At 70.4% G+C, this 26,954-nt stretch carries 11 protein-coding genes; 8 read left to right on the top strand and 3 right to left on the bottom strand.

Annotated elements, in window-relative coordinates; genetic code table 11:
• Window positions 1-225 precede the first annotated feature (225 nt).
• Both C7C46_RS04550 and C7C46_RS04545 read left to right on the top strand, forming a co-directional pair.
• On the top strand, window positions 226-1,893 hold the full coding sequence (locus C7C46_RS04550) for a TROVE domain-containing protein (RefSeq protein WP_110665944.1): 1,668 nt from the start codon (window positions 226-228) through the stop codon (window positions 1,891-1,893).
• A 104-nt stretch (window positions 1,894-1,997) separates the two neighbouring features.
• A complete protein-coding gene (locus tag C7C46_RS04545; RefSeq protein ID WP_110665942.1) occupies window positions 1,998-3,512 on the top strand; it encodes a hypothetical protein in 1,515 nt (504 codons plus the stop codon).
• A 141-nt stretch (window positions 3,513-3,653) separates the two neighbouring features.
• On the opposite strand, the gene C7C46_RS04540 is transcribed toward C7C46_RS04545, so the two are convergent.
• Both C7C46_RS04540 and C7C46_RS04535 read right to left on the bottom strand, forming a co-directional pair.
• Window positions 3,654-4,622, bottom strand: coding sequence for an SDR family NAD(P)-dependent oxidoreductase (locus C7C46_RS04540; protein ID WP_110665940.1), 969 nt, complete (start codon window positions 4,620-4,622; stop codon window positions 3,654-3,656).
• 229 nt (window positions 4,623-4,851) lie between these two features.
• Window positions 4,852-5,316 (bottom strand): calcium-binding protein, encoded by a 465-nt coding sequence (locus tag C7C46_RS04535; RefSeq protein ID WP_245984158.1) that lies wholly within the window; start codon window positions 5,314-5,316, stop codon window positions 4,852-4,854.
• 96 nt (window positions 5,317-5,412) lie between these two features.
• Here C7C46_RS04535 and C7C46_RS04530 point away from each other — a divergent pair, with 96 nt between their 5' ends.
• Both C7C46_RS04530 and C7C46_RS04525 read left to right on the top strand, forming a co-directional pair.
• Complete coding sequence (locus tag C7C46_RS04530; protein WP_146258985.1) at window positions 5,413-5,721, top strand: hypothetical protein; 309 nt, start codon at window positions 5,413-5,415, stop codon at window positions 5,719-5,721.
• Between the two features lie 103 nt (window positions 5,722-5,824).
• Window positions 5,825-8,104, top strand: a complete 2,280-nt coding sequence (locus tag C7C46_RS04525) for a S9 family peptidase (RefSeq protein ID WP_110665936.1) — start codon at window positions 5,825-5,827, stop codon at window positions 8,102-8,104.
• Window positions 8,105-8,462: 358 nt separating this feature from the next.
• On the opposite strand, the gene C7C46_RS04520 is transcribed toward C7C46_RS04525, so the two are convergent.
• The gene (locus C7C46_RS04520) at window positions 8,463-10,373 is read right to left on the bottom strand and encodes a DUF2075 domain-containing protein (RefSeq protein WP_110665934.1); all 1,911 of its coding nucleotides are present in this window, start codon (window positions 10,371-10,373) and stop codon (window positions 8,463-8,465) included.
• Between the two features lie 1,891 nt (window positions 10,374-12,264).
• On the opposite strand from C7C46_RS04520, the gene C7C46_RS04510 reads away from it, so the two are divergent.
• The 4 genes from C7C46_RS04510 to C7C46_RS04495 all read left to right on the top strand — a co-directional run bounded on the left by C7C46_RS04510 (window position 12,265) and on the right by C7C46_RS04495 (window position 26,929).
• Entirely contained in the window at window positions 12,265-13,050 is a 786-nt protein-coding gene (locus C7C46_RS04510) for an exonuclease domain-containing protein (protein WP_181442192.1), read from the top strand.
• A gap of 111 nt (window positions 13,051-13,161) precedes the next feature.
• Window positions 13,162-18,177 (top strand): DEAD/DEAH box helicase, encoded by a 5,016-nt coding sequence (locus C7C46_RS04505; RefSeq protein WP_146258984.1) that lies wholly within the window; start codon window positions 13,162-13,164, stop codon window positions 18,175-18,177.
• Complete coding sequence (locus C7C46_RS04500; protein WP_110665927.1) at window positions 18,177-20,708, top strand: hypothetical protein; 2,532 nt, start codon at window positions 18,177-18,179, stop codon at window positions 20,706-20,708. The genes C7C46_RS04505 and C7C46_RS04500 overlap by 1 nt, the downstream gene beginning before the upstream one ends.
• Before the next feature lie 263 nt (window positions 20,709-20,971).
• The gene (locus tag C7C46_RS04495) at window positions 20,972-26,929 is read left to right on the top strand and encodes a hypothetical protein (protein ID WP_245984156.1); all 5,958 of its coding nucleotides are present in this window, start codon (window positions 20,972-20,974) and stop codon (window positions 26,927-26,929) included.
• The last annotated feature ends 25 nt before the right edge of the window (window positions 26,930-26,954 follow it).

The raw sequence follows: 26,954 nt of genomic DNA, 5'->3' as shown, positions 1-26,954 counted from the left end.
TTAATTCGGGTGACGTCGTCTGCGGGTGTTGGGTAGCGTGCCGTCAGGCGCCTCCCGATGCGCCGGGCCCCGGTTACTTCCTGAAAACACACACCGGCGCCCTTCCTTGATCCCGGGAGGCGGCCTCGTCCGGCCCGCCGGCGCACCGTGCCCTTTCACCTCCTTCCGCCGCGCAACCGTGCCGCGCGCCCGCTCCGATCCGCCACCCACCAGGGGGACTTCTGCATGACCCGGTTCAACCGCCAGCGGACCAAGTCCGAAGCCAGGGCAGAGATCCGGGCCGAGACTCCGGGACTCACCGCAGGCGGGGCAACCTCCCCGCTCTCCGTCCACGGGCAGTGGATACCGGTGTCGCGGCAGGCGTTCCGGCCGTCGGCGATCGCCGCCGAAGCGACCCTCAACCACCAGGGCGGCAGCGGCTACCTGCGCAATCCGAAGTCCGAGCTGCTGCTGCTCGCGGTCGCCCACATGGCCGGCCGGCGCACCTTCTACGAGAGCGCAGCCGACCGGGACGAGCGGTTCGCGCAGTTGGTCCGCCGGTTCGCCGTCGAGGACCCGCAGTGGACCCTCGGCCTGCTCCGCTGGCTGCGTGCCGAAGCCAGGATCCGTAGCGCAGCCGTGGTCGGGGCTGCCGAGTTCGTCCGTGCCCGAGCCGAAGCCCGGGCCCCGGGCTTCTCCCGTCAGGCGGTCGACGCCGTGCTCCAACGCCCGGACGAGCCTGGTGAGTTGCTGGCGTACTGGACGGCCAGGTACGGCCGCCGGCTGCCGCAACCGCTCCGGCGCGGCGTGGCCGACGCCGTCCGCCGGCTCTACACCGGCCGGGCGCTGCTCAAGTACGACACCCCCTCGCGCGCGTTCCGCTTCGGCGACGTCCTCGAGCTGACCCACCCGACGCCTGCCGCGGACCGCCCCTGGCAGGGTGCGCTGTTCCGGTACGCGCTCGACCGCAGGCACCACCCGGACCGCGCCGTCCCGCCGCCCGGGGAACTCCTGCTGGAGGCACACCACGCCCTGCTGAACACCCCCACCGAGCAGCGGTATCCGATGGTCACCAGCCCCGGCGGCGCCGACCGGCTGGCCGCGGCCGGGATGACCTGGGAGGCGTTGGCGGGCTGGCTGCAGGGGCCGCTGGACGCCGCCGTGTGGGAGGCGGTGATCCCGTCCATGGGTCCGATGGCGCTGGTCCGCAACCTGCGCAACTTCGACCGCGCCGGGATCGGCGACCAGGCCGCCGCCGAGGTGGCCCGGCGCATCGCCGATCCGGCCGAGGTCGCCCGCTCGCGCCAGTTCCCGTTCCGCTTCCTGGCCGCCCACCGCGCCGCACCCGGGCCGCGCTGGGAGCAGGCGCTGGAGACCGCCCTTGGCCACTCGCTCGCCAACGTGCCCGCGCTGGCCGGCCGCACCCTCGTCCTGGTGGACCGCTCGGGATCGATGTTCGGGGAGCCCGAGCGGGGGACCGAACTCACCCGCGCCGACGCCGCCGCGGTGTTCGGCACCGCCTTGGCCCTGCGGGCCGAACAGGCCGACCTGGTCGAGTTCGGCACCGGCAGCCGCGTCGTGCCGCTCGAGCCGGGCGACAGCGTGCTGCGTACGGTCGAGCGCTTCCACGACCTCGGCGGCACCGAGACGGGCGCCGCTGTCGCCCGCCACTACCGCGAGCACGACCGGGTGGTGGTCATCACCGACGAGCAGCCCCAGCGGTACCGGACGGCGGACCCGTTCGCGCCCGTCCCCGAGCAGGTCCCGGTCTACACCTGGAACCTGTGCGGCTACGCCACCGGCCACACCCAGGCCGGCCCGCACCGGCCCACCTTCGTCGGCCTCTCCGACGCGGCCTTCCGACTGGTCACGCTGCTCGAGGCGGGGGAGGGGAGTTGCTGGCCTTGGGAGTGACGATGCCGTGCCCGCCGTGCCCGCCGCGTGCGGCGGGCCGGCCCCGTGCTGTGAAGTGCCCGAGCCAAGGACCCCGAGGTGCCAGTGAAGCAGGATGACGCGCTGTGAACCATGCGCTGCTCGGCCTCGCCGTGAACCCTGCCCTCCCGACCCACCTGGTCGACCGGCTGATCGGTGCGGCTGACGACGAGCTGGCCGCTGAGCTGGCGCGCCGGCCGGAGCTGAGCAGTGCCCAGGTCCGTGCACTGGCCGCGCGATCCGAGTGGGCGGCCGTCCGCCTCGCGTACGAGGGCCGGCTTAAGGCGGCGGACGTGGACCCCGCCGTGCAGCCCCTTGCCGCCCTCGCCCTGCTGGACGAGGGGGCCGGCCTGCCGCACTGGGCCCGGTACTTCGCCGCCCACCCGTGCGTGGAGCACCGGGAGAAGCTGGCCAGGTGTCCTGGGCTGCCGGCCGACGTGGCCCGCAGCCTCGCGGACGACCCCGAGATCGGGGTGGTCGCCGCGCTCGCCGCGTGGGGCCCGGGACACCTGGCCGCCGAACTGGCGCGGCATCCGCACGCCGAGGTCCGTCGCGGGGTCGCGGGCAACGGGGCGACACCGCCGGAACTGCTGGCGGCGCTGCTCACCGGGGAGGGGCTGCCGCCGGCGAGCCACTGCCGCGTCTGCGACCGCGAGGAGGTCCCCTTCGTTCACGCTCCGGACTGCCCCCGCGGCGACTGTGAGCTACTGCCAGGGGATGCCTGCGACGGATCCCACCAGTCCGCCGTGCGCGACGCCCAGTGGCAGGCCCTGCACAACCCTGCCACCCCGGCGTGGGCAGTGGCCCGGTCGGTCGACCACTGGTCGGCGCTGCTGCGCGAACTCGTCGCCGCACGCGAGGGTTTGCCCCCGCAGATCTACGCGCGGCTGGCCACGGACCCCATACCGATGGTGCGCGCGCCGCTGGCCAAGAACCCGTCGATCGACGAGGCCCTGATCCGCAGGCTTGCCGAGGACGCGGGCCACGACGTCCGGCGGTCCCTGGCACTCCACCCGTCCCTGCCGCTCGAGGTCCTGGCACGGATCGCCCACTTGGCAAAGCTGGGATCCGAGTTGCTGCCACGCGTCGCCACGGCCACGCCCGCAGAGGTCGCCGACCTCGCCGCAGCGGCGGACCCGACCCTGCGCATGGTGGTGGCCCAGCGCCGCGATCTGCCGGACGAGATCCGCGACGCGCTCGCCCGCGACGAGGACGCGAAGGTCCTCAAGGCGATCGCCCCGCACCCCGGCCTCAGCGAGGCACAACTGCTCGCCATGATCGACCGTCACGGTCCCCGCGTGGCGGCAAAGGCCGCCACCAACCCCGACGCGACCGCGACCGTCCTGGAGCGCCTGACCCGACAGCCTGCCTCCCGGAAGGCCCTGCGCGAGATCGCCCGACACCCGAATGCCTCCCTCCCAGCACTCCTGGCCTGTCTGACCGACCCCCGGGCCCGCCCCATCGCCGCCGCCCGACCAGAGCTCCCGGCCGACGTGCTGATCGAGCTGCTGGCCGACGAGGACTGGCAGGTCGCAACGGCAGCCGGCGCCAACCCGTCTCTCCCCGCCGATGTAATGAGCGGGCTCGTGCTCCCGCGCTGAGCTGCGAACCGCCCCGCCCTGGGTGTCAGCAGCCCCCGAGCGAGCCTGACCGCCACTGTTCTCTGCGGCCCGGGGACCTCACCCGGTCGAGGCTTCCGCTTCGTCGCGCCCAACCGCTGGTCCTTCGGCCCTGCCGGACCCTCACGGTGCGGTGAACGTCGGTTCGCAGCCGGTCAGGTCGCAGCTCGCCGCCCACAGACGTGCCGCGGTCGTGCTGTCGGCAAGGTGCTTCCAGAGAGGTTCGGTCCTGGGCGCACCGCGCAGCCCGAACGCACGGGGACTCACCATCTGGCCGCCGCGCACGCTCGGGTCGAGGACGGCCCGGACGGCAGGCCATGCGGCAGCGTCCTTGCCCTGGACGACAAGGCCGAGCGGGAGGCGGCTCAGCCGCTCGCCGGTGGTCCGGACATGGAACGGCGGGCGCGAAGGAGTCAGGGAGTCGAGCGCGCCACCGGGATGAACGAGCACGCTCTCCGTCGTGCTGCCGGCGGCCCGCAGGCGGCGGTCGAGCTCGAGAGCGAAGAGCATCTGGGCCAGCTTGGAGCGCGAATAGGTGCGCTTGGGCTGGTAGTCGTGCGTGTTCTGGAGATCGTCGAGGTCCAGGCGTACCGACTTGGCGGCGAAGCTGCCGGTGGTGACGACCCGGCTCCCCGGGGTCGTCGTGAGCAGCGGGGCCAGGTGGTGGGTGAGCGCGAAGTGCCCCAGATGGTTGGTTCCGAACATCAGCTCGTGGCCGTCCTTGGTTTCGCGGCGGGGCGGATGGTCGAGCGCCACCCCGGCGTTGAGGACGACCGCATCGAGGCGGTCAAGCCCGAGCGCGTCCACGGACGCCTTGAGCGAAGCGAGATCGGCCAGGTCGAGAGGCACGTGCTTCACCCTGGCGTCGGGGACGCGCGAGGCAATGGAGGCGATCGCCTCCTCGGCCTTCCCCGTGTCGCGGCTCCCGAGGACGACCGTGGCCCCGGCGCCGGCCAGCTGCTCGGCGACGAAATACCCGATCCCCGCGTTGCCGCCGGTGACCAGAACGCGCTTTCCCACGGCGTTTGGCAACCGGTGGACGTCCCACTGCAGGACCCGGGGTACGGAGGGTATGGAGGCTACGGAGGGCATGGCGGTCTCCCGGAAGCTCGGAACGGTCTGGAGTCAGGCGGGCCACACCTTCACGGTCAGCCGCGCCCGGTTCCTATGGTCCCGGGGGCCACTCACATCCCACCGACAGGTCACTGTCCCCACTGACAGCCGACCGACAGCGCGGTACCGCCCATCGGGTGATCTGGCGCCCCCGCTCCTCCGCTCCTCCACGGCTCTCATGGGACTGTCGAGGATCGGACTCGTCCCGTCAGAGCGCCCAGTGGCAGAACGCCTCGATCCACTCCGCACCTTCGGGCGCGGGCGAGGGAAGCGGAAGGTCGATGATATCGATGGCCTGGCGGTGCGGTCCGCGAGAACAGACCGCCACGATCTGAATGCCCCGAAGGTCAACCTTCTCCACAGTGACCTCGACTCCGAGTACCACGGTCTTGAAAGGGACGGCCACGTGCTCCTCGATCACGGCGTACCAGCCGGAGAGCTCCTCGTCCTCGCTGTAGCAGTCGACCGTGGCCTCCGCGGCCAGCTTCACGAGCCGCGCCCTGCTCATCCCACTCATGACGACGGAGAATAGCTGAGGCACCGCCAGGTGAGCGAAGAGGTCAACCTGCCCTGCGAAGACCGTGCCGCGGCCTGTCTCCCGGAGACTGGCTGCGCGGAACTGCTGTGATGCCGGCCGCTGGCTGCCGCCAACTGGGTCGGGCCTGACGGCCACCGTCCGTTCTCCTGCCGGCATCGTGAACCCCGGTGTTAACGGACGTTGCAAAAACCGCCGTTGTTCGTGCCGCGAGCTGCGGGAATGCTGGGCCGCATGAACATCACCTACCCCACAGTGGTGTTGAAGGTCAGCGATCCGGCCGCTTCCAGCCGCTTCGTTGGCTCGCCCGCTGGCCGACTCGGCGTCGTCCCGTTCGCCGTGATCGGTCTCGCGGGGGCGGCACGGAGTCTTGCCGGCGAGGGCGCGGCCGTGCGTTCACACCTGCCCGGCGCCTGTGGGGCGGGGTTTCCCCACTCCGCGATCCGTGTCGGCGAACTCGGCAGTGGCACCACGAAGTTGTACCCCGCCGACGGCAGGTTCGAGGCTGGCGTCCCCCTGGCGACCGTCGTCCACCGGCGCTGACCCCGACGTGGCACCGGCCGTGCCCACTTCGCATCGCCCTGCCGTGATGGCACCACCGTGGCATCACGATGCCCGGAACCGATCCCGAAAGAAGACAGGAAGAATGAGCACCACTCAGGACTACCAGGTCGCGGAGCAGCTCCTGCGCCGTGCCGCCCGACCTGGCGAACTCGTGATCGGGGACAAGGTCAGGCCGCAGTGGATCGACGGAGGCCCCCGCTTCTGGTACGCGGTGCGCACCGGAGCCGGCAAGCGGTTCGTGCTGGTCGACCCGGTGGTGGGCACCTGCGGGCCGGCCTTTGACCACACCCGGGTCGCCGCCGCGCTGAGCGCCGCCTGTGGCCAGCCGGTCGACCCCGTGGCCCTGCCCTTCACGGTTCTCGAACTGACCGGGAACACAGTGGAGTTCGACGCGTTCGGCGAGTACTGGCGCTGCCGCCTGAATGACTACACCTGCGAGCGGGCCGAGTTCACGCCGCCGCCGGCCGGCCCGCTGGATGTGCTCTCACCCGACCAGAAGGTCGCGGTGTCCCAGCGGGGGCACGACCTGTGGGCGCGCTCGCTGTCCGACGGACGCGAGTGGGCGCTGACCACCGACGGCGAGCCCGACTACGCGTACGGCACGGGCCCGGCCAGCACCGGCAACGCCACCCTGCTGCGCAAGTTCGGCCTGCCTCACCTGCCGCCCGTGGTGGCCTTCTCGCCCGACTCGGCCAAGGTGCTGGCGCATCGGACCGATGAGCGAACGGTCCGGCGGACCCACCTCGTGGAGTCCAGGCCCGCCGATGGCGGCGCGCCCCTGCTGCACACCCAGCGGTACGCCTACGCCGGCGACGAGAGCATGCCGCGGGCCGAAATGGTCGTGCTGGACATCGCCGAGGGCACGGTGGTGCGTGCGCAGGCCGAGCCGCTGCTCATGCCGCAGTTCTCGCCGATCGCCGGCAAGTGGGCGTGGTGGGCTCCGGACGGCTCGGCGGTGTACTACCTCGACCGGCCCCGCGACCTGCGCACGCTCACGCTCCACCGGCTGGACCCGGCCACCGGCGAGGTCAGCACCGTCCTCAGCGAGACCGGCTCCACCCGGGTGGAGCCCAACCAGTGGATGTACGAGCCGCCGATCGTGCGGATGCTGGCCGACGAGGTGCTGTGGTACTCGCAGCGCGACGGCTGGGGCCATCTGTACCGGTACGACCTGCACACCGGCGCCCTGCTCGGGCAGGTCACCTCCGGGCAGTGGGCGGTACGGCAGATCCTGCGCGTGGACGAGGCGGAGCGGGTGGTGTACTTCACCGCCTCCGGGCTGGTTGCCGAGGATCCGTACCGGCGCACGGTGTGCCGGGTCGCTCTGGACGGCTCCGGCTTCGCCAAGGTCACCGACGACGCTCTGGACCACGTCGTCACCGTGTCGCCGGGCCAGGAGTACTTCATCGACTCGGCGTCCTCCGTCGACACCCCGCCGGTGTCCCGCGTCCGTGACTGGGCCGGGCGGGTGCTGGTCGAGATGGAGCGCGCCGACATCAGCAGGCTTGCCGCCACCGGCTGGACGCCGCCTGAACGGTTCCGCGTCAAGGCGGCCGACGGGGTGACGGACCTCTACGGAGTGCTGTACCGGCCACGGGAATTCGACCCGGCCAAGCGCTACCCGGTGGTGGACAACCTCTACCCCGGCCCGCAGGTCAACCGGGTCAGCCCGTGCTTCGACCCCGGCGGGATGGGCCTCGACGCGGAACCCATCGCGGCGCTGGGCTTCGTCGTGGTGGCGTTGGACGGGCGGGGCACCCCAGGGCGGAGCAAGTCCTTCCACGACGCCTCCTACGGCCACTTGGCCGACGCGGGCTGCCTGGCCGACCATGTCGCGGCGCTGCGGCAGCTGGCCGGATCCCGGCCGTGGATGGACCTGGACCGGGTCGGCGTACTGGGCCACTCCGGAGGCGGCTTCGCCGCGGCGCGGGCGATGCTGGACTTCCCCGAGGTGTACAAGGCCGCGGTCGCCCTCTCCGGCTCGCACGACGCCCGCTACTTCAACGCCGGCTTCGTGGAGGCCTACGACGGCGCGGACAATGCCGAGGCCTGGGCCCGTGCCTCCAACGTGGACCTCGCGGACCGGTTGGTGGGCAAACTGCTGCTCATCCACGGCGAGATGGACGACCAGGTCCACCCTGACCACACGCTACGGCTGGCCGACCGGCTCATCGCCGCCGGCAAGGACTTCGAGCTACTGCTGGTACCGGGGGCCGAGCACACGTTCCTCGACTTCCTGGCTTACGTCCGCACACGCTGCTGGGACTTCCTGGTACGCGAGCTGATGGGCACGCAGCCACCCGCCTACCGTCCCGCCCCCATCGCCGTCGATCCCGAGCTGCTCGGCGAGATGTTCTCCTGAGCGCGACGCCAAGGACGAGGAGCCAGGGACGCTGCGCGCGGGGCTCCGGGGCGGCGGCGCGCGCTCGATGCTGCCGTTGCCCTCTACCCTCTACCGCGGTCGTTGCGGGCATTGTGGTGCGACAGGTCATCGGGCTCGGCCAGGAGGGCAGGAACACCTGCTGGGCGGCGGGCTCCCAGCTTTAGGGCAGCAAGGGCGGCGGCGCGGCGAGAGGTGATCTCCACTCCTACTCGTGTGAGTGGAGATCACCTCTGAAGTCCTGGCACAGGCGCGGCGCGATGTGCTGCGGAACGGGGCCAGGAGCAGATCTGTCGGAGACGACGGACTGGCTGCGCACGCGACCGGGCCTGCGGTGCAGTCATACGTTGACCTGAAGTCCGGCGGCTCGTTTTGCGATGGCTTGCTCGAACGGGGTCGACACCAGCTCACGTAGCTTGGCACGGGTCTCGGCATCAGCCGAGTACACCACCGTGCCTCTGACACCTCGGGTCAGCAGCACCTTGTAGGTATGCCTGATCAGCCGGTCGACCTCGGCGTCCGTGGTCGCCTTGGTGAACACGTTGTCTTTGGAGAGGTGCCGGTTCACCACCCAGCGGTCGCCACGCCACACCATGTCCGGGCCGATGATCACCCCGCTCCAGTCGTACTCGAAGCCCTGGGCGGTGTAGACGCAGCCGACCTGGCCGAAGCCCGCCGGGTCGGTTGCCCAGAGCGCGGCTGGTGGGGCACCGGAGATCGAGCGGTCACCGCGCAGGTTCCACGGACGGGCCCACGTGTCGATGACCACATCCTGGGGAAGCGGCTCACCGTCCTTCGGCTCGGGGCTCCACCGCCAGCAGTACCCCGCGGTGATCCGCGCTTGGTACTTCTCGGCCAGACGCGCCCGTAGGAACTCCTCCAGAGCCGAGGGCGAATCGGCGACCAGCAGATCCATCAGGCCGTCCGGCTCCCAGACAGAGGGACCGCCATCGGTCAGGTCCAGCAGACGGTTTACCCAGTTCACGTAGGCGTCGCTTCCACCACAGCGGAACTGGTCGCTCAGCTGCACCACGTGCACGTCCAGCCCCTTGGCCTTGGCAGCTTCGACGATCTGCGCCTCAGTGCCCAGTTCCCCAGGCCGTACTACCTGATTCTCGTCCAACAGGAACACCGGCACCCGGGCTGCGTCGATCAGCTCATCCACCTGGGACCGGTTGGTCCGGTGACCGGCCGGCGTCCAGCGGGTGCTGGAGGTCGATCGGAGGCGGTGAGCCTCGTCGCAGATCAGCACGTCGAGGGCGTTCTTCTCCGCGGTTATGAAGTCGTTGAAGTACTTGAACAGTTTCTGTACGGCAGGTTTGCGAGCTCCAACTACTTTACGCATGGTCAAGGTGAATGAGCGTGAGCCGGTGGCGTGCAGTGCGCTGCGTCCCTGCCGATACAGCTCGCCGAGCAACGACAGGGCGATGACGCTCTTGCCCGTCCCCGGACCGCCGAGGACCACCACCACTTCCTTGCGGTCTGCCCGATGGGAGCGTTCTACCGCACGCAGCACCATCTCGTAAGCGAGCCGCTGTTCCTCCAACAGCACGAACTGCTCGCGTGCCCGGACCTCCTGAGCGGCCACTGCCATCAGCTGCTTCGATGGCCGCTGCTTTCCGAGGAGGAGCTCGTCGGCAGCTTGAGCACCCGCGGCGGGGGCGAGCAACGTCGTCAGGTGCTTCAGCAGATCGGCCCTGCGTTCGCCGCTGAACATCCGTCCGCGGAGGTCCTGCCCCACATCCTGCAGTCCCCGGATGCCGAACTCGGTCGCGTTGCGAAGGTACGCCACGCCTGCGACCCGATGCGGGTGCTCGGCGAGCGCTCCGTTGAAGTCGGCCAGGTAGTCGCAGTACCCGCGGACCTGCTCGATCGGATTGAGCCTCGGCGTGGGGTAGGAGTCGACCCAGCAGAGCGCCGGCGCATCATCGTCGGGGGAGGCGTCACTCCACTGTTTCAGCTCGACGACGACGTAGGACGGCTCCTGGGTCCGCGGATGGACGCCCGCCAGCACGATGTCGGCTCGGCGGCTGGTCAACGGAAGCTGATACTCCAACAGGACCTCGACCTCGCCCAGGCCAGCGTCGAGCAGCGCGTCCGTGAGGACCGGGATACTTCGCTCCCATGACCGCGCTTCGGAGGGGCTCGGCCGGTGGCCATGCTTGCGCACGAAGTTCTCGCTCAGGCGGGGCACAAGAGTGCCTGCGGCCCTCTCGGCAGAGACGGAGGATGCGGAACCGCGGAACAGCAAGACATGCCCCCAGGCAGCACGAAGAGACTCGTGCGGGTGGGGGCATGTCCTTCGAGACTCGATACCGGCTAAGTCGGTGCCGAGCGGAAGCCCGTCGGGCCGCGTTGACGATGTGATCAACCCTACCGTGGGTCACCGACAGTGAGGGAGGCCTCACCTCGACAGCAGTTGGCAGAAGGCCTGCGAAGCCCTTTCGACCTGTTGCGTTCGATCGCTGCATTTCCGCTGTTCAGGCACGAGATTGGCGTTCCGGCGGCAGGGATGACACGTTGTGTCGTTCCTTGCGAGTGGATGCCGACGGTGATGGGGTTGCTGGCGGAGCGGGAACGCGCTTCCCGGCAGCGGCGGAAGTTCTGCAGGCTTGGCGAGCCGCACGAACGTGGTCAGACGTCAGCCGCTCAGTCCGACAAGCAGCCTGTGCCGGTCGCGGGTGCGGTGCCGGGGACGATGGTGCTGGTCTGGAGGAAAGGCTCAACGCCAGCGTTCTGGCGCAGGTCAGCAGTAGCCCGAGGGCGTCCACCACGATGTGGCGCTTGCGGTCGCTCATCTTCTTGCCGCCATCGCAGCCCCGGGACGCGGCCGCACCGAGGCTGCCCCTTCACCCACTGCGCGTCGATGAAGCCCGCGGTCGGCTCCCGGTCCCGGCCTGCCGCCTCTCGGCCTGCCGCCTCGTGGACCCGGTAACGTAGCCGGTCGTGTAGCTCGCCGCCGAGACCCCGCTGCGCCGCCGGCGCCAGAACGCGTGGACCTGCTCCCAGAAGGGCAAGTCGACCGGCATGGAAGCCACTTGATCCATTGTCGGCCAGTTGGGACCACGCGGGCGAGAACGGCGCAGCGGTTCCAGACGGCTCGGTGCCGTCGGCCTGAGGCTGCTCGTTCGGCTGCGTGCACGGAGCAGGCCGGTCGGCGGAGGTCGCCTCTGCCTGGCTTGGGGGGTCCGTACCGGGTGCTCCTGGTGTGCTTACGCGTGAGCTTGAGGATGCGTTTCCGGGTAGTCAGCATCTCCGACGGGTCCCGTCGTGACGTGGGCTGGTGACCGACGAGCCTGGCCATGTCGGGCATGCGGGGCGACCAGCCGTAGGCCTGGTGCCTTCTAAGCACTCGGCCCTACCGCGTGCGAGATCCCACCGGTCGACGAAGCGGGACAGCCGCGTCACTGCTCTTGCGGTGACGCGGCTGAACAGCCATCGTTCGAGCGCCCCCGGCAGGAGCCAAAGAACATGGCTGGTCGTTCGGGGCGGTTGAGCATGCGTCAGGCCGTCTCGTTGCGGAAATAGACTTCGCCAGGCGGGTTACGAGGTGCGGCTGGTCGCGGAACGGTCAGGCCTGATGGAGATGTTCTCGTAGTTGGAGTGGATCTGCACGTCGACCGGACGTTCACCGATGCCGCCAGACCCCGCCACCGTCCTGGTGTCGAGACAGGTGTACCTCGGCCTGCAGGGAACGGCGTGCGGCCCGAACTGCGCGGGCCAGATTTCGGGATGTCGTACACGTTCAGTCGGCGGCCTCCCGGCTCAAGCTCACAACAGGCGGGCGGAGTTGGTGTGCTGCGGGGAGGCCAGGTTGTCTGCTTGTTCGTCAGGTACCGCGCCCCGGAGACCTGACACGCTGCTGGGGGTCTCGGATTGTAAGAACGCCACCACGGAAGGTGGCTGTGGTTGCACAATGGATCAGTTCGGCATGACTGAGCCGATACGAGCACCTGGTCTGGATCGGAAGTGACGGCACACTGAGAAGAACCGCGATGGGTACATCGGAGGGCAGCGCGGTGTCGACTGCCGCGGCGCCTCTCGTTCGACTCGTTGCCGCGTACCCTGAGGGAATCACCGTAGCGGAGCTCCTTGAGGCAGCCCGTGACCGCTTCAAGCGAGTGCCCGCCCAACGCTTGACGATGCTTCTGGAGCAGGCCCTGTCCGCTCGGCTGTTGCACGAACGTGACGGGCTGCTGTTCGTCGTCGGCGGCGAGGGGCGGACGGGCCCGGAACCTCAGGACGGCCTCGAACCTCGGCGCGGCGCGCGTGCCGTAGCCATCGACGTCGAGACTGTCGTACACACGACGGCCGCGGCCCCGTATGTGGAGCGCCGGATCTTCCAGATCGGTGCCGTTCGGACGGGAACAGATGCGGCCTGGGTGGCGGGCCAGCCGCGGATCGAGGTCTTCCTCTCGCTGCCTGGTGAAGACTGGGTCATCCACGACCGCGCGCTCCGAGAACGACAGCAGGTCGAGGCGACGGATCCCCGCACCGCCCTGGAGCGCGTCCACGCGTTCTGCACCGGCACGGATGTCCTGCTCGCGCACAACGGGATCGCCGCGGACTTTCCGCTGCTCGATGAGGCATGCGGGCGGGAGAACCTGCCCGTGCTGCCCGGCGAGCGCGTGGACTCGCTCTACCTGGCGCACTGCGTGTGGCCGCTGGCACGCAGCCACCGGCTCGCGATGCTGGCGGACAGCTGCGGCGCGGATCGGTCCGGGCTACGGTGGCACGATGCGGCCGACGACGCCGAGCTCCTGGTCCGCGTCATGGCACAGGCCGCCGACGAATTCGCAGGCTGGCCCGGGGAGCTCCGTGCCCTCGTCTCCGCCGTTTGCCTCGACTCTCCCGCATGGAATGTACTGCGCCAGCTCGCGGGCGGCCCCGCGGACGTGGCGGAGATGGACGGAGCGACCGACGCCTAGGGCGCCTGGGACCTGCAGAAGATCTCCGCCGTCCTCATCGATGGGCTGCGGCACCATGCGCCACGCCGCGGCGGGGCCCCCGCTGGCGCGCTCGGCCACGCCCCGCTCACCGTGCCCGAGCGGCTGCGCCCGGATGGCCGGGTCGACCCGGGTGAGCTGGCCAGGGTAGTGCATGGCGCCGGGGCCCGCCCGCGCCTGGCCCAGCAGCAGATGACCGCGAGCCTGCACGCCTGGGCGGACGCCGGGGTCGGCGCTCTGGTGGAAGCGCCGACGGGCACGGGTAAGAGCTTCGCCGCACTGGCAGCCGCCATGGACTGGCTCGGCGGCGGACCCGATCGAAGCGTGGTCATCGCCACCTTCACCAAGCAGCTCCAGAGTCAGCTCGCCCGGGATGTGGAGACGCTGAGCCACGCCATGCCCGGCCTCCTGGGCGCTGCGGACCTGATCAAGGGCCGGACCAACCGCCTCTCCCTGCGCGCTCTCGCCGCGGCGTTGTCCGACTCGACCGCCCTCGGCTCGCGGAGCGACCGGGGGATGCGCTCACGCTTCGTCGAGCACCCGAGGTTCCGCGAGCTGGCGGCCTTCCTCCTGCTACGCCTGATCGCGGCTACCGCCGCCCCCGACGTGTGGACCGCCCGGTCGGTGGACCCTGTCGACGTACCCGTGTTCCTCGACGGATACTGCGGACCACCGCTGTCCCTGTGGCTGAAGTCGCTCTCCCAGGCCGACGGGGACTACTCGCCGACGGCGAGCACGCCGCTGGCTGTCCACACCGACAGCGTCCGCGAGGCGATCGCGTCCCATCGGCTGGTGCTGGCCAACCACGCGGTGCTGCTGGCGCATCTGGATGACCTCCGCGCCCTTCCCGGCGAGACGATGCTGATCGTCGATGAGGCGCATCTGCTGGAGGACGCCGCGACATCCGCCCTGACGGTGTGCCTGGACTACGGAGCGGTGGAGGACCTCGCTGCGTCGTGCCACGCCTGGCTGAAGGCCGCTGCGTCGGGGCCAGCTCGGGACCGGGTGGCGGTCGCGGTCGCGGAGTTGGAGACCCTGCTCGACCACGAGGTCCTCCCGCAGGCCGCCGCCAGGGCGTTCGACGCACTGGGTGGGCAGGATTCGTCAGTTGTCGGTTCCCGTGCCGTGACGCTCGCCAGCCCGTACGGCAGCGGCACGGGGCTTCCCCAGGTACGGACCCTGCGGCTGCTGGTGCGCCGGCTGTCCTCGGTGTGCGTGCGACTGGAGCGGGCACTGGCCGACTTCGCGCAGACTCATGCGGGCGCGCTCGACGTCTTCTCCCTCGAACTTCTCAACACGCTGCAGACCCGGGTGACCGAGCTGCGCGAGACGGCCGACATGCTGCTGGCGGACTTCCAGGAGATCCTCGGCGCGGCGCCCGCCGAGAGCCGCGCGGGGAGCAGCGGTCCGACGACGGGAGCGAACCGCGACGCGGGAGCCGAGTCGGATCTCGGCGACCCGGCGGACGAGGATCCGGGGACCGGCAGCGACGGAGATCTCGACGTGGTACAGGGCAGCCTGCTCCCTCCTCCGCTGCCCAACCGGATCGTGTACGCCGAGGAACTCACCATTCCGCTGGCCGGGCTGCGCCACTACCGGTTCCGCGTCTCGTCCAGTCCGGTCGAACTGCCCGGTGACGCGCAGTGGCAGCGGTTCCTTGGCTCGTTTCCGCGCACGTATTACGTATCGGCAACCCTGCGGGTGGCGGGGAGCTGGGACTTCATCATGGGGCGGCTGGGGCTGTCCGGGATCCCGACGATGTGCGTGGACACCCCGTTCGATCTGCGCCGACAGGCGGAACTGGTCTGCTTCTCCGACTTCCCCTCCTGGGCAGAGCAGCAGGAAGGTGCCATGCGGACCACCGCCCATCAACTCGCTAGTTACGCAGCGGAAGTGGCGCGACCGCGGGCGGGGGCCGCGGGCACCATCGGAGGCGCCCTGGTGCTCACCACCGCGCGTTCCACGGCGGGCGGCATCTCGGAGTTCCTGACTGAGGAGCTTCGCCGGCGCAGCGCCCCCACGCCCGTGGTCAGCGCACTCGCGCTGGGAAACGCCCGGGCCTTCGAGCAGTTCACCGATCCCGGGCACGGGGGCGGAATCCTGGTCGGTACCAAGGGCCTGTGGCAGGGGGTGGATGTCTCGGACGAGCAGCAGTTGCGCCTGGTGTGGATCAACAAGCTGCCCTTCGCACCCTTCGCGGCACCGCTGGTGGAGGCCCGCCGCGCCGCCGTGTGCGCGAGGGCCGAGGCGGCGGGGCTCGAAGACCCAGACGCGCACGCGACGGAGCACTACTACATCCCGCTTGCGGCCCTCCAGCTGCGCCAGGCGGTGGGGCGCCTGATCCGCTCGGAGCGCCATCGCGGGGTGATCGTGATCAGCGATCGCAAGCTGGCGGGGCACACGGCCCTGCGTCGCGCCTATCGCCGCGCCTTCCTGGGCAGCCTCGATCAGGGGCTGCTGCGCACCGACCCCCGTACCGGGGAGCCGGGAGCCGGCAACGTCGTCAACATGGCCGAGGGATGGGCCCGCATCTGGGACTTCTTCGCGCGCCACGGCGTCCTCTCCCCGCAGCGCGCGGCCGAACTCTCGGAGCCCGCAGCGCTGCTGCGGCACACCCTGCTGCCACAGACCCTGCGGATCAGGCAGCTCGAGCTCTCACCGGAGGACGTGGCGAAACTAGCGGCTGACAACCGGCTGGAAGAGGAAGTGCTCCACCGGGCCTCGGAGGTCGCGGGACTGCTCCGGCTGATGGATGATCCGGGCCAGTTCCGGCTCAAGGCCGCGCAACGCGCCGTCATCGAGGCGGTCGTCCAGGGGCGCAACGTGTTGGGTCTGCTTCCGACGGGGTTCGGCAAGAGCTTCACCTTTCAGCTTCCCGCGCTGGTCCTCCCGGGTGTCACCCTCGTGGTCAGCCCGCTGGTGGCCCTGATGCAGGATCAGGCGCTCGAGCTCAACCGCTCGATCGGCGGCGCCGTCCGAGCGCTGATCGCGCCCCTGCGGGAATCCAGTAGCCGGGCCGGCAAGACGGAGGTGGCGGAGCAGCTGCTCGGTCGCGCGAACCACGGAATCAAGATCGTGTACGTGAGCCCGGAGCGGCTGTGTCAGCGTAGGTTCCGGGAGTTGGTCCGGTCCGCGGTCGTGGCCGGAACCGTCAGCCGGATCGTGTTGGACGAGGCGCACACCATGGTCCAGTGGGACGACTTCCGGCCGAGCATGCAGCGGGTCGAGCAGTTCCTGAGTCAGCTTCGGCACACGTGCGGGCTGCCGGTCACGGCGCTGACCGCCACCGCCAACCACGCCGTGCACTCCGGCTTGAGAACAGGGGTCTTCGAGGCAGGCGAGAACCCCCCGCCCGTGGGCAGCGAGTCCGCCCGTCGGGAGGCGGCGGGGCCGGTGGCCGCCGGCGGTCTGGTGACTGTTCGGGAGAACCCCATCCGTCCGGAGCTGGCGGTCTTCCGACGTTCCCTCAACCAGTCGAGCCCCGCCGTGGTCGCCGGCCTCGCCCGGCACGTGCTGGAGGCACTGACGGGACATGCGGTGTTCTACTGCCTGACGGTCAAGGAGGTGGTGGCCCTCCACGCGTACCTGCGCGAGTACCTCGGCGATTCCACGCTCCGGATACGTCGCTTCCATGGTCGTCTGACGCAGGCCGAGAAGTCGGCCGTCATGACGGAATTCCGCGAGGCCCCGCGCCGTGGTGAGGAAGGGTTCTCGCCCCTCGTCGTCGTCGCGACCTCCGCCTTCGGACTGGGGATCGACCGCGACGACATCCGGACGGTGTTCTGCGTGTCAGCCCCGACCGACCTGGCCTCGCTCTACCAGCAGTTGGGGCGTGCGGGCCGCGACGTGGCGGGGAGCGGCTCGTCTGCGGACCCCGAGGCGGAGGCCAACACCGCACTGGCCTTGCTGACCACCAAGGGGCTGCGCACAGTCGCCTTCATGACCGGGCAGGATCTGCACCCCGGTGTTCTCACCCGGATGGGGCGAGCGGTCCTGGCCTGCGACGCAGTGCTGGACGCCCGGGACATCGCTGACCGGCTGATCGGTGAGGATATCCGGTCGGGCCGGATCACCGAGCAGGAGGGACGCTCGGCCCGGGTGGCCGATGCCTACGTGGCGGGCCTGATGCGCGCGTTCAGCCAGCTGTCACGCCTGGGCGCGGTCACTGACCAGGGCGACTTCCCGCCACTGTGCAAGGTCCGCCGCGGCGAGCTGGCTCCTGGGGACGAGGAAGAGCCGCTCATCCTCGACGTGGTGGCTGCGGTGGCGGGCCTCCCGGATCGCGGCCGAGGCCGGCATGGCCTGGTCCGGTCCCGGCTCGACGTCGCGGCGCTGGACAAGTGGCTCGCCGCACGGGTGGTCGGATACCGTGAGCTGGCCGAAGGCCCTGCGGGAACCTGGCAGTTGCTCAGCGACCTCCATGACCGCGGACTGCTGGACGTTTCGGCCGCGCCCAGCCGTCACTGGGTCAGCGGGATCGATGTCCTCAGCACCGAGCTCCCGGCGCAGTTTCAGACGGCTCTCTCCGGAAAGGCGCGGCGGGCGGCGGTGGAGATCGCTCGGCTGCGTGACTTCTTCCAGGATTCCGCGACCTGCGCACACCAGAAGTTCGCCGACTACTTCGGGGTCACCGAGCTCCCCGAGTCCTGCTGCACGACGGCGGCGAACCGGTGCGGGGCGTGCTGGGGTAAGCCGGACTGGCCGGTCGGCGAGGCCATGCCGGCAGCTGCCGAGGCTCTGCTGACGCCCAAGCCACGCCCGATCGACAGCGCCGCTCAGCCGGAATCGCGCCGGAGGCGGCTGGACGACCAGGTCTACCGGCTGGTCTGGGCGGTTCCGCGCGGTGTCCACCCGCGTGGCATCTGGCGTGCCCTGCGCGGCGAGGAGAGCTCGTACTCGCCCAAGCTGGGCCGCCGGATCCGACTGCCCCAAGGGCTCGTCGGAAGCCGATACTTCGGAGCGCAGGCCGACCTTCCCCTGCGTGCGGTGGAAGAGAGCATCGCCCGGCTGGCGCAGGCCGGGCGGCTGACATCCTCGGGCGTCCTGTGGCGCGTCGCGGCGCCGGCCAGTGCCCGATTCGCTCCCGCCCACGTCGGAGGAGACGTGTGATGACCGCATCACCCATCGCCCCTGGCCGCGTGTGGCGACCGTACGACGACGACCCGCTGGTCACGCCGGACATGCTCGCCGGCCTGGACGCCTGCGACTCGGTGGCGCGCGGGCGGCTGTTGGCCTACCTGGGTGCCGTCGTCGCGCACCGAGCCGCGCCCGTGCACACGTCCGTGGCATTCAACGCCGTGTACTTCGGGTACGACATCGAGGCCGGCGGGTATGTCGGAGGCCCACTGGACATAGGGGACTTTCCTTCGGTCGCGCTCGGCGACGAGGTCGAGGCCCTGCCGGTCGGCGCGATGATCAATATCCGTACGGGTGGGGACCTGCTGCCCGCTGAGGTCGTCTACAAGGAAGGGGCACACACCGGAATCGGCTTGTACGGAGAGACGCCCTACTGGCTCTCCGGGGCGCCCTCGGGCGCACGGGGGCCCGGGCTCCTCGCACCGGACGAGGCGCCCGCTCTGCGCGAACGGCTGGTCTTCGACAGCACGGCCTTCGGACAGGGACTGGCGCCGAAGGCGGAGCGGCTTCAGCGCCTGCGCCGTCAGGACCGCACCGACGCGTTCGGACACCTGGTGGTCGACTCCAGATACGCCCGCGCTGACGCCGACCTCAGTGATGCCGACTACTACGCGCATTACCTCGTCGCGCGCGGCCGAGCGCAGCTCACCAGTGCCCTGGCACCGGTGGCGCTGCCCCTTCTCCTCGAACCGGGCAGCGGTGACGGGGAGTTGCTGGCGGCGGTCAGAGGGCTGATGAGCACGGTGCGGCAGGCGCTGGCCGCCCTGGACGAGGCACGGACGTGGGGGGAGTACGCCTTCACCCGGGCCTCGATGGCGCGGAGGCTCGCGGACTCGGGGTCGTTGGGCCGTGACGATCTTGTCCGGCTCGCCGAGTCTACGGCGAGGCATGGGATTCCGCGCGAGCGGCGCCGTGTCGGCAGCGCTATGCCCCGGCCGGCGTACACCGCGCTAGGTGTCGTGCTGCGGGCGCAACCGGAGTGGCGGGAGAGGTTGTGGGGCACCGACTATCCGCTTGCCGTCTGCCACGCTAACTCCGTGCTGTCCGACTACGCGCGTCGGGAGCACGACGAGATGACCGGCCTGCTCCCCTCAGGAGTGCGGTTGAGCCTGGACGACCGCTGGCAGGGAGGTGGTGTCTGGCGCGCCGAGCTCGCCGCGGTGGGGGGACGCGTGGGCAGGGCGCTCGCGAACGCCGCCGTGGACGAACCGGCGGGCCTGGGCTGGGGGGAGAGCTTCCCTCGGCAACCATCCCCCCAGGTCCCCCGGTCGCGGGTCCCGGTGCAGGCGCAGACCGGGCCAGAGTCACAGCCGGAGCCGCAGTGCCAACCCCGGTCCGCGGACATCACCGCTCCTGAGGTCGGCAGCACGGACAGCTCTGCGGTGGCCCCCGAACCAGCGGCCGAAGGGAACACGCAGCTGCCGAACGAGTGCCCGGGCGACCCCACTCCGCCAGACGCTCCCCAGGCCGTGGAGGCGGACGCGGCCGCCAAGGAGCCGGAGCCCGCACCGCGGTGGCCCCACGACAGCGAGCTCGGCTTCGCCGTTCTGCTCTCTGCGGACGACAGCCAGACCGAGTGGGCCCAGCCGCTGCGCCTCAGCCATGTGCTGGGAGAATTTCTGCCGCTGCCCGAGCATGTCGCCCGCCAGCTCGCGTCCGGAGGCGCGGCGCTGGGCCGGGTGCGGGTCGTGCTCCACCACGCCGGACAGCCACTGCCGCCGGAAGAATCCTGTCACGACGCGCGTCTCATAGTGGGCGAGCATGGCTCTCAACTCGACGGCATCCCGTGGCCGTTGGACTTCTTCCCCGGTATCTGGCTGTCGTTCACCTGGCAGCGCGGCAGCAGCGTGATCCATGCGCGCACGGCTCTGTTGCAGCACCCGGTGACCATTGACGGAGACCTGATCTCCCATCGCTACGATCCCCAGGTGCTCACCCGGGACGGCTCGGCCGCGGCGCGTACGGCGGCTGAATGCGTCGAGGGGCTGTCTCCCCGTCAACTGCTACTGGTTGCGGTTCGCCGTCTCGGCCTGCTCGACCGGTTCGGCCAGGCAGTTCTCGCTCGGACTGACGTGCCGGATGCCGTGGACGCTGTCATGGGTGGCGCCCGCATCGAGGCCGCTCGCATCGAGGCCGCCCTCGCCGGGCTGCTCGCCGATGAGCGCCTGACGCTCGGGCGGGGTAGCCGGGGCACGGACGGTGCCACGCATCATCCGCCCCAATCCGGCGAGCCGCTCGTGGACCTTGTCTGCTACCGGCCGCATCGCGTCGACGTGAGGCGTCCCGGCGGTAGCACCAGCCCTCGCGAGCCGGCTCCGTTCGGCCCGAAGGTGCTTGAGCACGGAGTGGCAGGTTTCCTTCGCCGCATCGGCCATCTCGGGCACGAGGCGACCGATGAGCAACGCGCGCTCTACCGCGCTGACCATCGCAGGTTCCGGCTGAGCGGTCCCGCCGAGTTGCCGCCCGGATACACCTACGTGCGCCCACACAAGCGCGGCCACTAATCGTCCTGTCCTGACCGCTCCCTCTTCGTGTCATCGAGTGGTCTTCCCCTGGAGGCTGAATGAGTCCGTCCCCTCGCCCCCGCTCTCTCCCCGGCGAGGAGAGCGGTACGCCCTACCCTGTCGACCCGGAATCCAGGCGGCAGAAGAACGTGCCGCCTGAGCGCCTCTCAGCCCTTGAAGCGCTATCCGCTGCCCTCACCGGCACCCTTGCGGCGGATCCCACTCCGCTGGCCGCCGCGGTGCTGAGGCTCACTGAGGCGGACGTGGAGCACTCGCTCAACTCCACACCTGTGCAACGGCGACGCTATCTGCTGAATACGCTCCGCATTCCCATCGACGGAACCCGGGTCAACCGGGCGCTCTGCAAAGATGTACTGACGCGCATTCAGCGGGATCCCGAGTCGGCACGGGCCCACCAAGCAGCCCATCAGCTGACCCAGCCCGTGTTCTACGACTTGGCCTTGGCCGGATTCGAGTACGGGCGGGGGGTGTTGGACGAGTCGTCGGGTCCACTCACGCATCGATGGAGCCCTGCCCTCCTGCGGCTGACCGCCTGGTCACAGCTCGGGGTGAGTGTCGACCACGCCCAGCTGTGGGAGTGGGCCCTGCTGCAGCCCTGGATGACGGACACGGGGATCCCGATCCAGGAGGTGCTGGAGGCCGCGCAACGGGTGGTGGAACTGGCTCCGGATCAGGACGACGAAGAGGAAGAGGGCGAAGAGATGGCGAACGAGGCCGACACCTTGCTCGAGGAGGACGAGTCCGGGCGCGCCGATGACGGTGGATCGGTCTCCACATCCGAGGTGTCACCCGACGCCGACCAGCTGAAGGCCGCATTGCGGCGGGTCGCGGAGACGCTGGAGTCCGCGGCTGAGCCGGCCCGCCGCACCGCCGAGGCCATCGCCGCCCAGGCCCGACCGGCCGACGCAGATCTGGCGATGCTGTTCAGCGTGGCTGAGGCCTTCGATGCCGCGACGGACGGACTCCGGGCGCACGGGGTGGTCCCGGTCACGGCCGACCTTGTCCACCTCAGGCAGGAGACCGAGACGGCGTTGGGCCGGCTGTCTCTCGCCCCCCTGCGGGAACGGCTCACCCAAGTGGCACGGTTGGCGTGCCGCCAGGACAACCCGCTACTCGTCCAGGATCTTGCAACCGCCCGGGAGCGAGCACGGTCCATTGCCGATGCCCCTGAGTGGGATGCCGTGGACCAGGAGGACGCCGAGGCCTTCGATGCGCTGCTGACCATGGTGGAACTGCACCTGGACGGGCACGGCCCCGCTGACATCCTCGCTCTGCTCCCCGCGGCGGTGCGGAGCCGGTGGTTGGCGTATCCGGCTGGGCGCTATGCGGAGCTTCTGCTGCGCCCCGTCGGCGAGGAGGGCGCCGAGACCGTCACGGAGCAGGTGGGATCCGTGCTGTCCGGACCTGCCCCCGCAGCTCACGCGGCGGAGCCCGAGGACAACGATCCTGCCCGGTCTCACCACCCCGCCGGCGGTACTGCGAAGCGGGCCGCCGGTGGCCGCGAAGGCAGCGGGCACCGGGCCAGCGCACCGGACGAGGCGGCGGCGAGTCCTGTCCGTACCGCGATCCCCGAGCCCCGGATGGTGGATCACACCGCGGCCGTGACCGCCCCGATCGTCCCGGTGATGGCGGGAGAGCCCGCTGCGGGGCGGGCGTCGGAGCGGCCCGCCCTCGTAGGGCGGGCGCCGGAGCCCGTCTCCGCTGTCGGCGTCTCTTCTCGCACCGCACCCACCGCTAAGCCCACCGGGCAGCGAGCCGCGAACGAGCTCACCGAGTCCGACACCTCTCTGGCCAAGCTCATCGCCGCCGAGCGTTACGGCCTGGCCGCCTCGCTCGCGGCCAGTCTCGGCGAACCGCCGCATCGCATCACGGCCTTGCAGCTCGCCGCCTGTGCCGATGCGGTGCGCTCGGCGAGCAGCGAGAGCGTCAGCCGCATTCGAACGCTGCTCGCGCGCCCGGACTTCGAGGAGCTGGCGGCCAGTCGGTCCGACGCCGCTCTGGCGACCGCTGCGCTGCTGCGTACGGTCCTGGTAACGGGCGACACCGAGGTCGGCGCCTCGCTCAGCCGCGGCGCAGCCGGGCTGCCCCTCAGCCTGGCCCAGGTCTCGGACGAGGTGGCCCAGCGCGCGCTCAAGTCCCTTCTCGTGCACTCCCCGCCACTTGCCCTTGCCCGTGACACGGCCGAGCTCGAACGGGCGCTGGAGGATGCACGGGAGGACTGCAAGCAGGGGCTCGACCAGGTACCCAGCATCCGCTTCCCCCGGGCCCACAGGATCGTCCGCCAGTGGTGGGACCCCGAGAAGGGGCTCATCGGCTCGTTGTTGCGGCACGCGGTGGAGGACGACAGGAGTGGCCTCGAAGCGCTCTCCCGCGAGGTGCGCGAGCTCCGCGATTCGGCGACCATCCAGTCCAAACTCGACAAGATCGACCGGCAGTTGATGACGCCGGGAGCCCGCAGCCGCCTTGAGGGTCCGGCCCGCCAGGACCTGCTGCGCCACACGGCGGACCGGCTCGCGCTGGTCGACAGGTGGATCCGGCAGGCCCAGGAGCTGGGCGCGCGCGAAACGGACTGGAGCGCCGACCAGGTGCGGGAGATGCGCGCCGTGGTCCTCCGCCTGAGCGAGGACGTCGTTCGCGAGGTGCGCGAACAGGCGGTCACGGCTGATGTACTCACCGCCGCCGCCATGCGGGCCACGGCGACCTCGCTGGCCCGGACATTCGCCCTGCTCTCCGGCGAGGCTCGGCTCGACGACATCGAACTGACCACCGAGCTCGCCCTGCACGGGGAACTCCTGAAGGTTCCTGGGGCCGTCGTCGACGCCACCACGGGGGAGGTCCGGTCACCGCAGGTACCCGCCGCCGAGTTGCTGCGCGCGGGTGGCCGCTCCTGGGAGGAGGCCGTGCATGTTCAGGTGTCGAACGAGCACTTCGCCACGGCGCAGACGCTCCTCGATCTCTGGGCCAACCGGCAGCTGCCAGGACTCGGGGATCGCACGGCCCCTCCGGAGACCGCGGAGAGACTGCAATCGCTCGTCCTTGACTCCGGCAAGCGAGTTGCGAACGAGCTGCGCGACACCCGCCAGCGGCTTGAGGAGACCTTGCGGCGTGCCCGCGTCGACGGTGCCCTCACCGAGGAGAAGGAGCGCGCCTTCGAGCGCCGGATCCAGGACGCGGTACCCGCTCCCGACGGCGACCTCGCCGACGTGCGCCGTCGACTGGATGCCCTCTCCGAGGAACTCAATCGGGCGCATGCCGTCCACGCTGCCGCTCTGCGGACTCGGCTCGGCGAGATCGACGGGCTCGATGTCGAGGACCGGAAGCGCGTGGAGCAGCTCGTCGGCGCGGGTGATCTGCTCACTGCGGATGAACTCATCTCGCACCTGGCGAACGGCGAGAGAATTCCGGACGCCCACGCGACAGACCGGAGCCTGGCCGCCTTCTTCCCGCAGGTCCCGGACGCGCTGCCCGGAATGGGGATCTCCAACCAGCTCATCGACGCCGTGCGGCGGCGCGAGCGCTTCCAGGACCTGGCCGCACTCGACTACTCCGCCTTGTCGTCCGAGATCGCGGAGCAGACCGCGCACGGTCTGACCGGATGGGCCGAGCTGGCTGCCCGGAAGGGAAGCTTCCGTACTCAGGGGGTCCGCGAGAGCGAGTTGCTGATGCCCGCTCTGCGCCTGATCGGTTATAGCAGCAAGAAGGGCCCGCAGCGGGTCGACAAGCCGCGTTCGGGCAGCTACCGCTTCCTTGACGTGCCCGCCGTCGAGTACACCGGCTCGGCCCTGGTCCCCGCGTTCGGATCGGGACTGCGGGGCGCGCTCCGGGTGATGCTGGTGTGGGACCGGCCCTCGGCAGAGACCCTGATGTCCTGGATTCAGCAGGACCCGAACGACGATAGCCTGCTCGTCGCGTACTTCGGCACGATGTCGGTGCGAGACCGCCAGGCCCTCGCCGCGTTGAGCGCCGGTGACAGGCGCGCCATCGTCGTCCTGGACGACGCTGCGCTCGCCCATTTGGCCGCGTGCGGCAATCAGCGTCTGGACTCCGCGATGCGCGTCCTGTTGCCCTTCTCCGCGGTCAACCCCTACGTGATGGGCAAGCGGGCCCCCGTGTCCGAGGAGATGTTCTTCGGCCGCCGTAAGGAGCTCGACTCCGTGCAGAGCGCGACCGGGGACCAGGTGGTGTTCGGTGGCCGCGGGCTCGGCAAGTCGGCCTTGCTGAAGGCGGCCGGACGGAGGTTCGAAGCGCAGATCCCGGACTCGCGTATCAGCCTGCTGCTGTCGCTGGACTCTACGTTCACCGGCACCAACGCGCCGTCCTCCACCGTCTGGAACCGGATCGGCAGGCGCCTGCTGGAACGTGACGCGCTTACGCTGCAGCGGAGGGTGAAGGCCGACTCCGTGCTTACCTACCAGCAGGTGTTGGACGGGATCAAGGCATGGCTGCGCGAGGACTCCAAGCGCGGGTTGCTGATCATGCTCGATGAGGCGGACGGCTTCTTCGAGTCCGACTCCCCTCAATTCACCGAGACCCGCCGGCTGCGCGATCTGGGCGCCGAGACGGAGGACCGGGTCAAGGTCGTGTTCGCGGGCCTGCACTCGGTGCAGCGCTACGCAAAGATCGCGGTGAACAGCCCGTTCAGCCACCTCGCCCAGCGCCCCACAGTCATCGGGCCCCTCCGCCCTCAGGACGCGGTAAGCCTGCTCATCGGGCCACTGGCCGTGCTCGGCTACGAGTTCGAGGAGCCCGCGCTGGTGCACCGAATCCTCGGCCACTGCTCGTACCAGCCGTTCCTGCTCCAGATGTTCGGGCAACGGCTGGTTCAGACCATGCACTCCAAGCGGAGCGGTTCGGAGTCCGGTCCGCCGTACACCATCACGCGTGCCGATGTGGAGACGGTCCAGTCGGACAAGGCTCTCAGGGCGAGCATCACGGAGGCCTTCCATGACACGCTGCGGCTCGACTCCCGGTACAACGTCATCGCGAACGTGGTCGCCCACCACGCACACTACAACGGCCTGGACGCCCGGCTGAGCCATGTGCAGCTGCGGGAGGAGTGCACCTACTGGTGGCCGGAGGGCTTCGAGAGTCTGGACACGGACCAGTTCCGCGCCTACCTCTCCGAGATGGAGGGCCTGGGCGTGCTCGCGCCCGATCCCGACCACCGCGGCTGGCACCTGCGCAGCGCCAACGCTCTCAGCATGATCGGCAACCTGGAGAGGGTGGAAGCGGAGCTGGAGGAGGCCTCGAACCGCAAGGTGGCGGAGCACTTCAGCAAGTTCGAGGCCCGGTACCGTTCACGCCACGTACACTCGCACTCCCCTCTCACCGCTGACCAGATCGCGGATGTACTGCCGGGCCACGGCAACCAGGCCCGGTTGATCATCGGCACGGTTGCCACGGGGATCGACCGGGTCAGCGCCGCCCTGCGGGAGGTGGCCGAGACCACCGGCTGGGAGATGCCGCAGATCTCGAAGCGCTCCGAGTTCGACCGCGAGCTCATCGGGGGCAAGCCCGGCCAGCGGCGGGTCGTCGTATCGGACCTCACGGTGAAGTCGCCCGGCGAGGAAGCCTGCCGGGGCACGATGGAGGGCGCGGTCCGGCGCATCCCGATCGCCTCCGGGATCACTCGCTCGGCGGTCGTCATCGCGGGCCCCGAGCAGCTGCCCCTGTGGTCGCTCGCCCTCGGCGCCGAGGAGGAGGGCGTCGAGATCGAAGCGCTTCCCCTGCGCCGCTTCACGCCGGACGGTCTGCGCGCCTGGGCCCAGGACAAGGAGGCGTTCACCTCCGAGGTGCAGTTGGAACGGCTCCGCGAGTCCACCGGCGGCTGGCCTCTGCTGGTCGACCGGCTCTCGGCCGCCCTGGCCGAGGGGCGGAACGGAGACAGGGCGCTGCAGCAGGCCGTGGCCGGTCTCCAGGACGCCGAGGGTGCGCGCGAATTCCTCGGGCAGACCGGTCTGGTCCCGCAGACACCGCAGTGGTCCGCCTATCGGGCAGTGCTGGTGTTCATGACGGACGAGGGCATGGTCGGCGACGACCTCCGGGAGGCGATCGAGGCCGACACGGACGACGGTCAGTTGGACGCGGCCGATGCCCTCCGCATCCTACGTGCCCTCCAGGTCTTCGATGTGGACGGCGCGGGCAGGCACCGCCTTGAGCCCGTTCTGCGAGCTTGCTGGACACGGGTCCACGCTGGCTGACCAAGCGTGCGTGCGGGGCTGCCAC

The sequence above is a fragment of the Streptomyces tateyamensis genome (genome assembly GCF_003205575.1).
GTDB classification, from domain to species: Bacteria; Actinomycetota; Actinomycetes; order Streptomycetales; family Streptomycetaceae; genus Kitasatospora; species Kitasatospora tateyamensis.
This window is presented reverse-complemented; position numbering and strand designations above follow the sequence as displayed.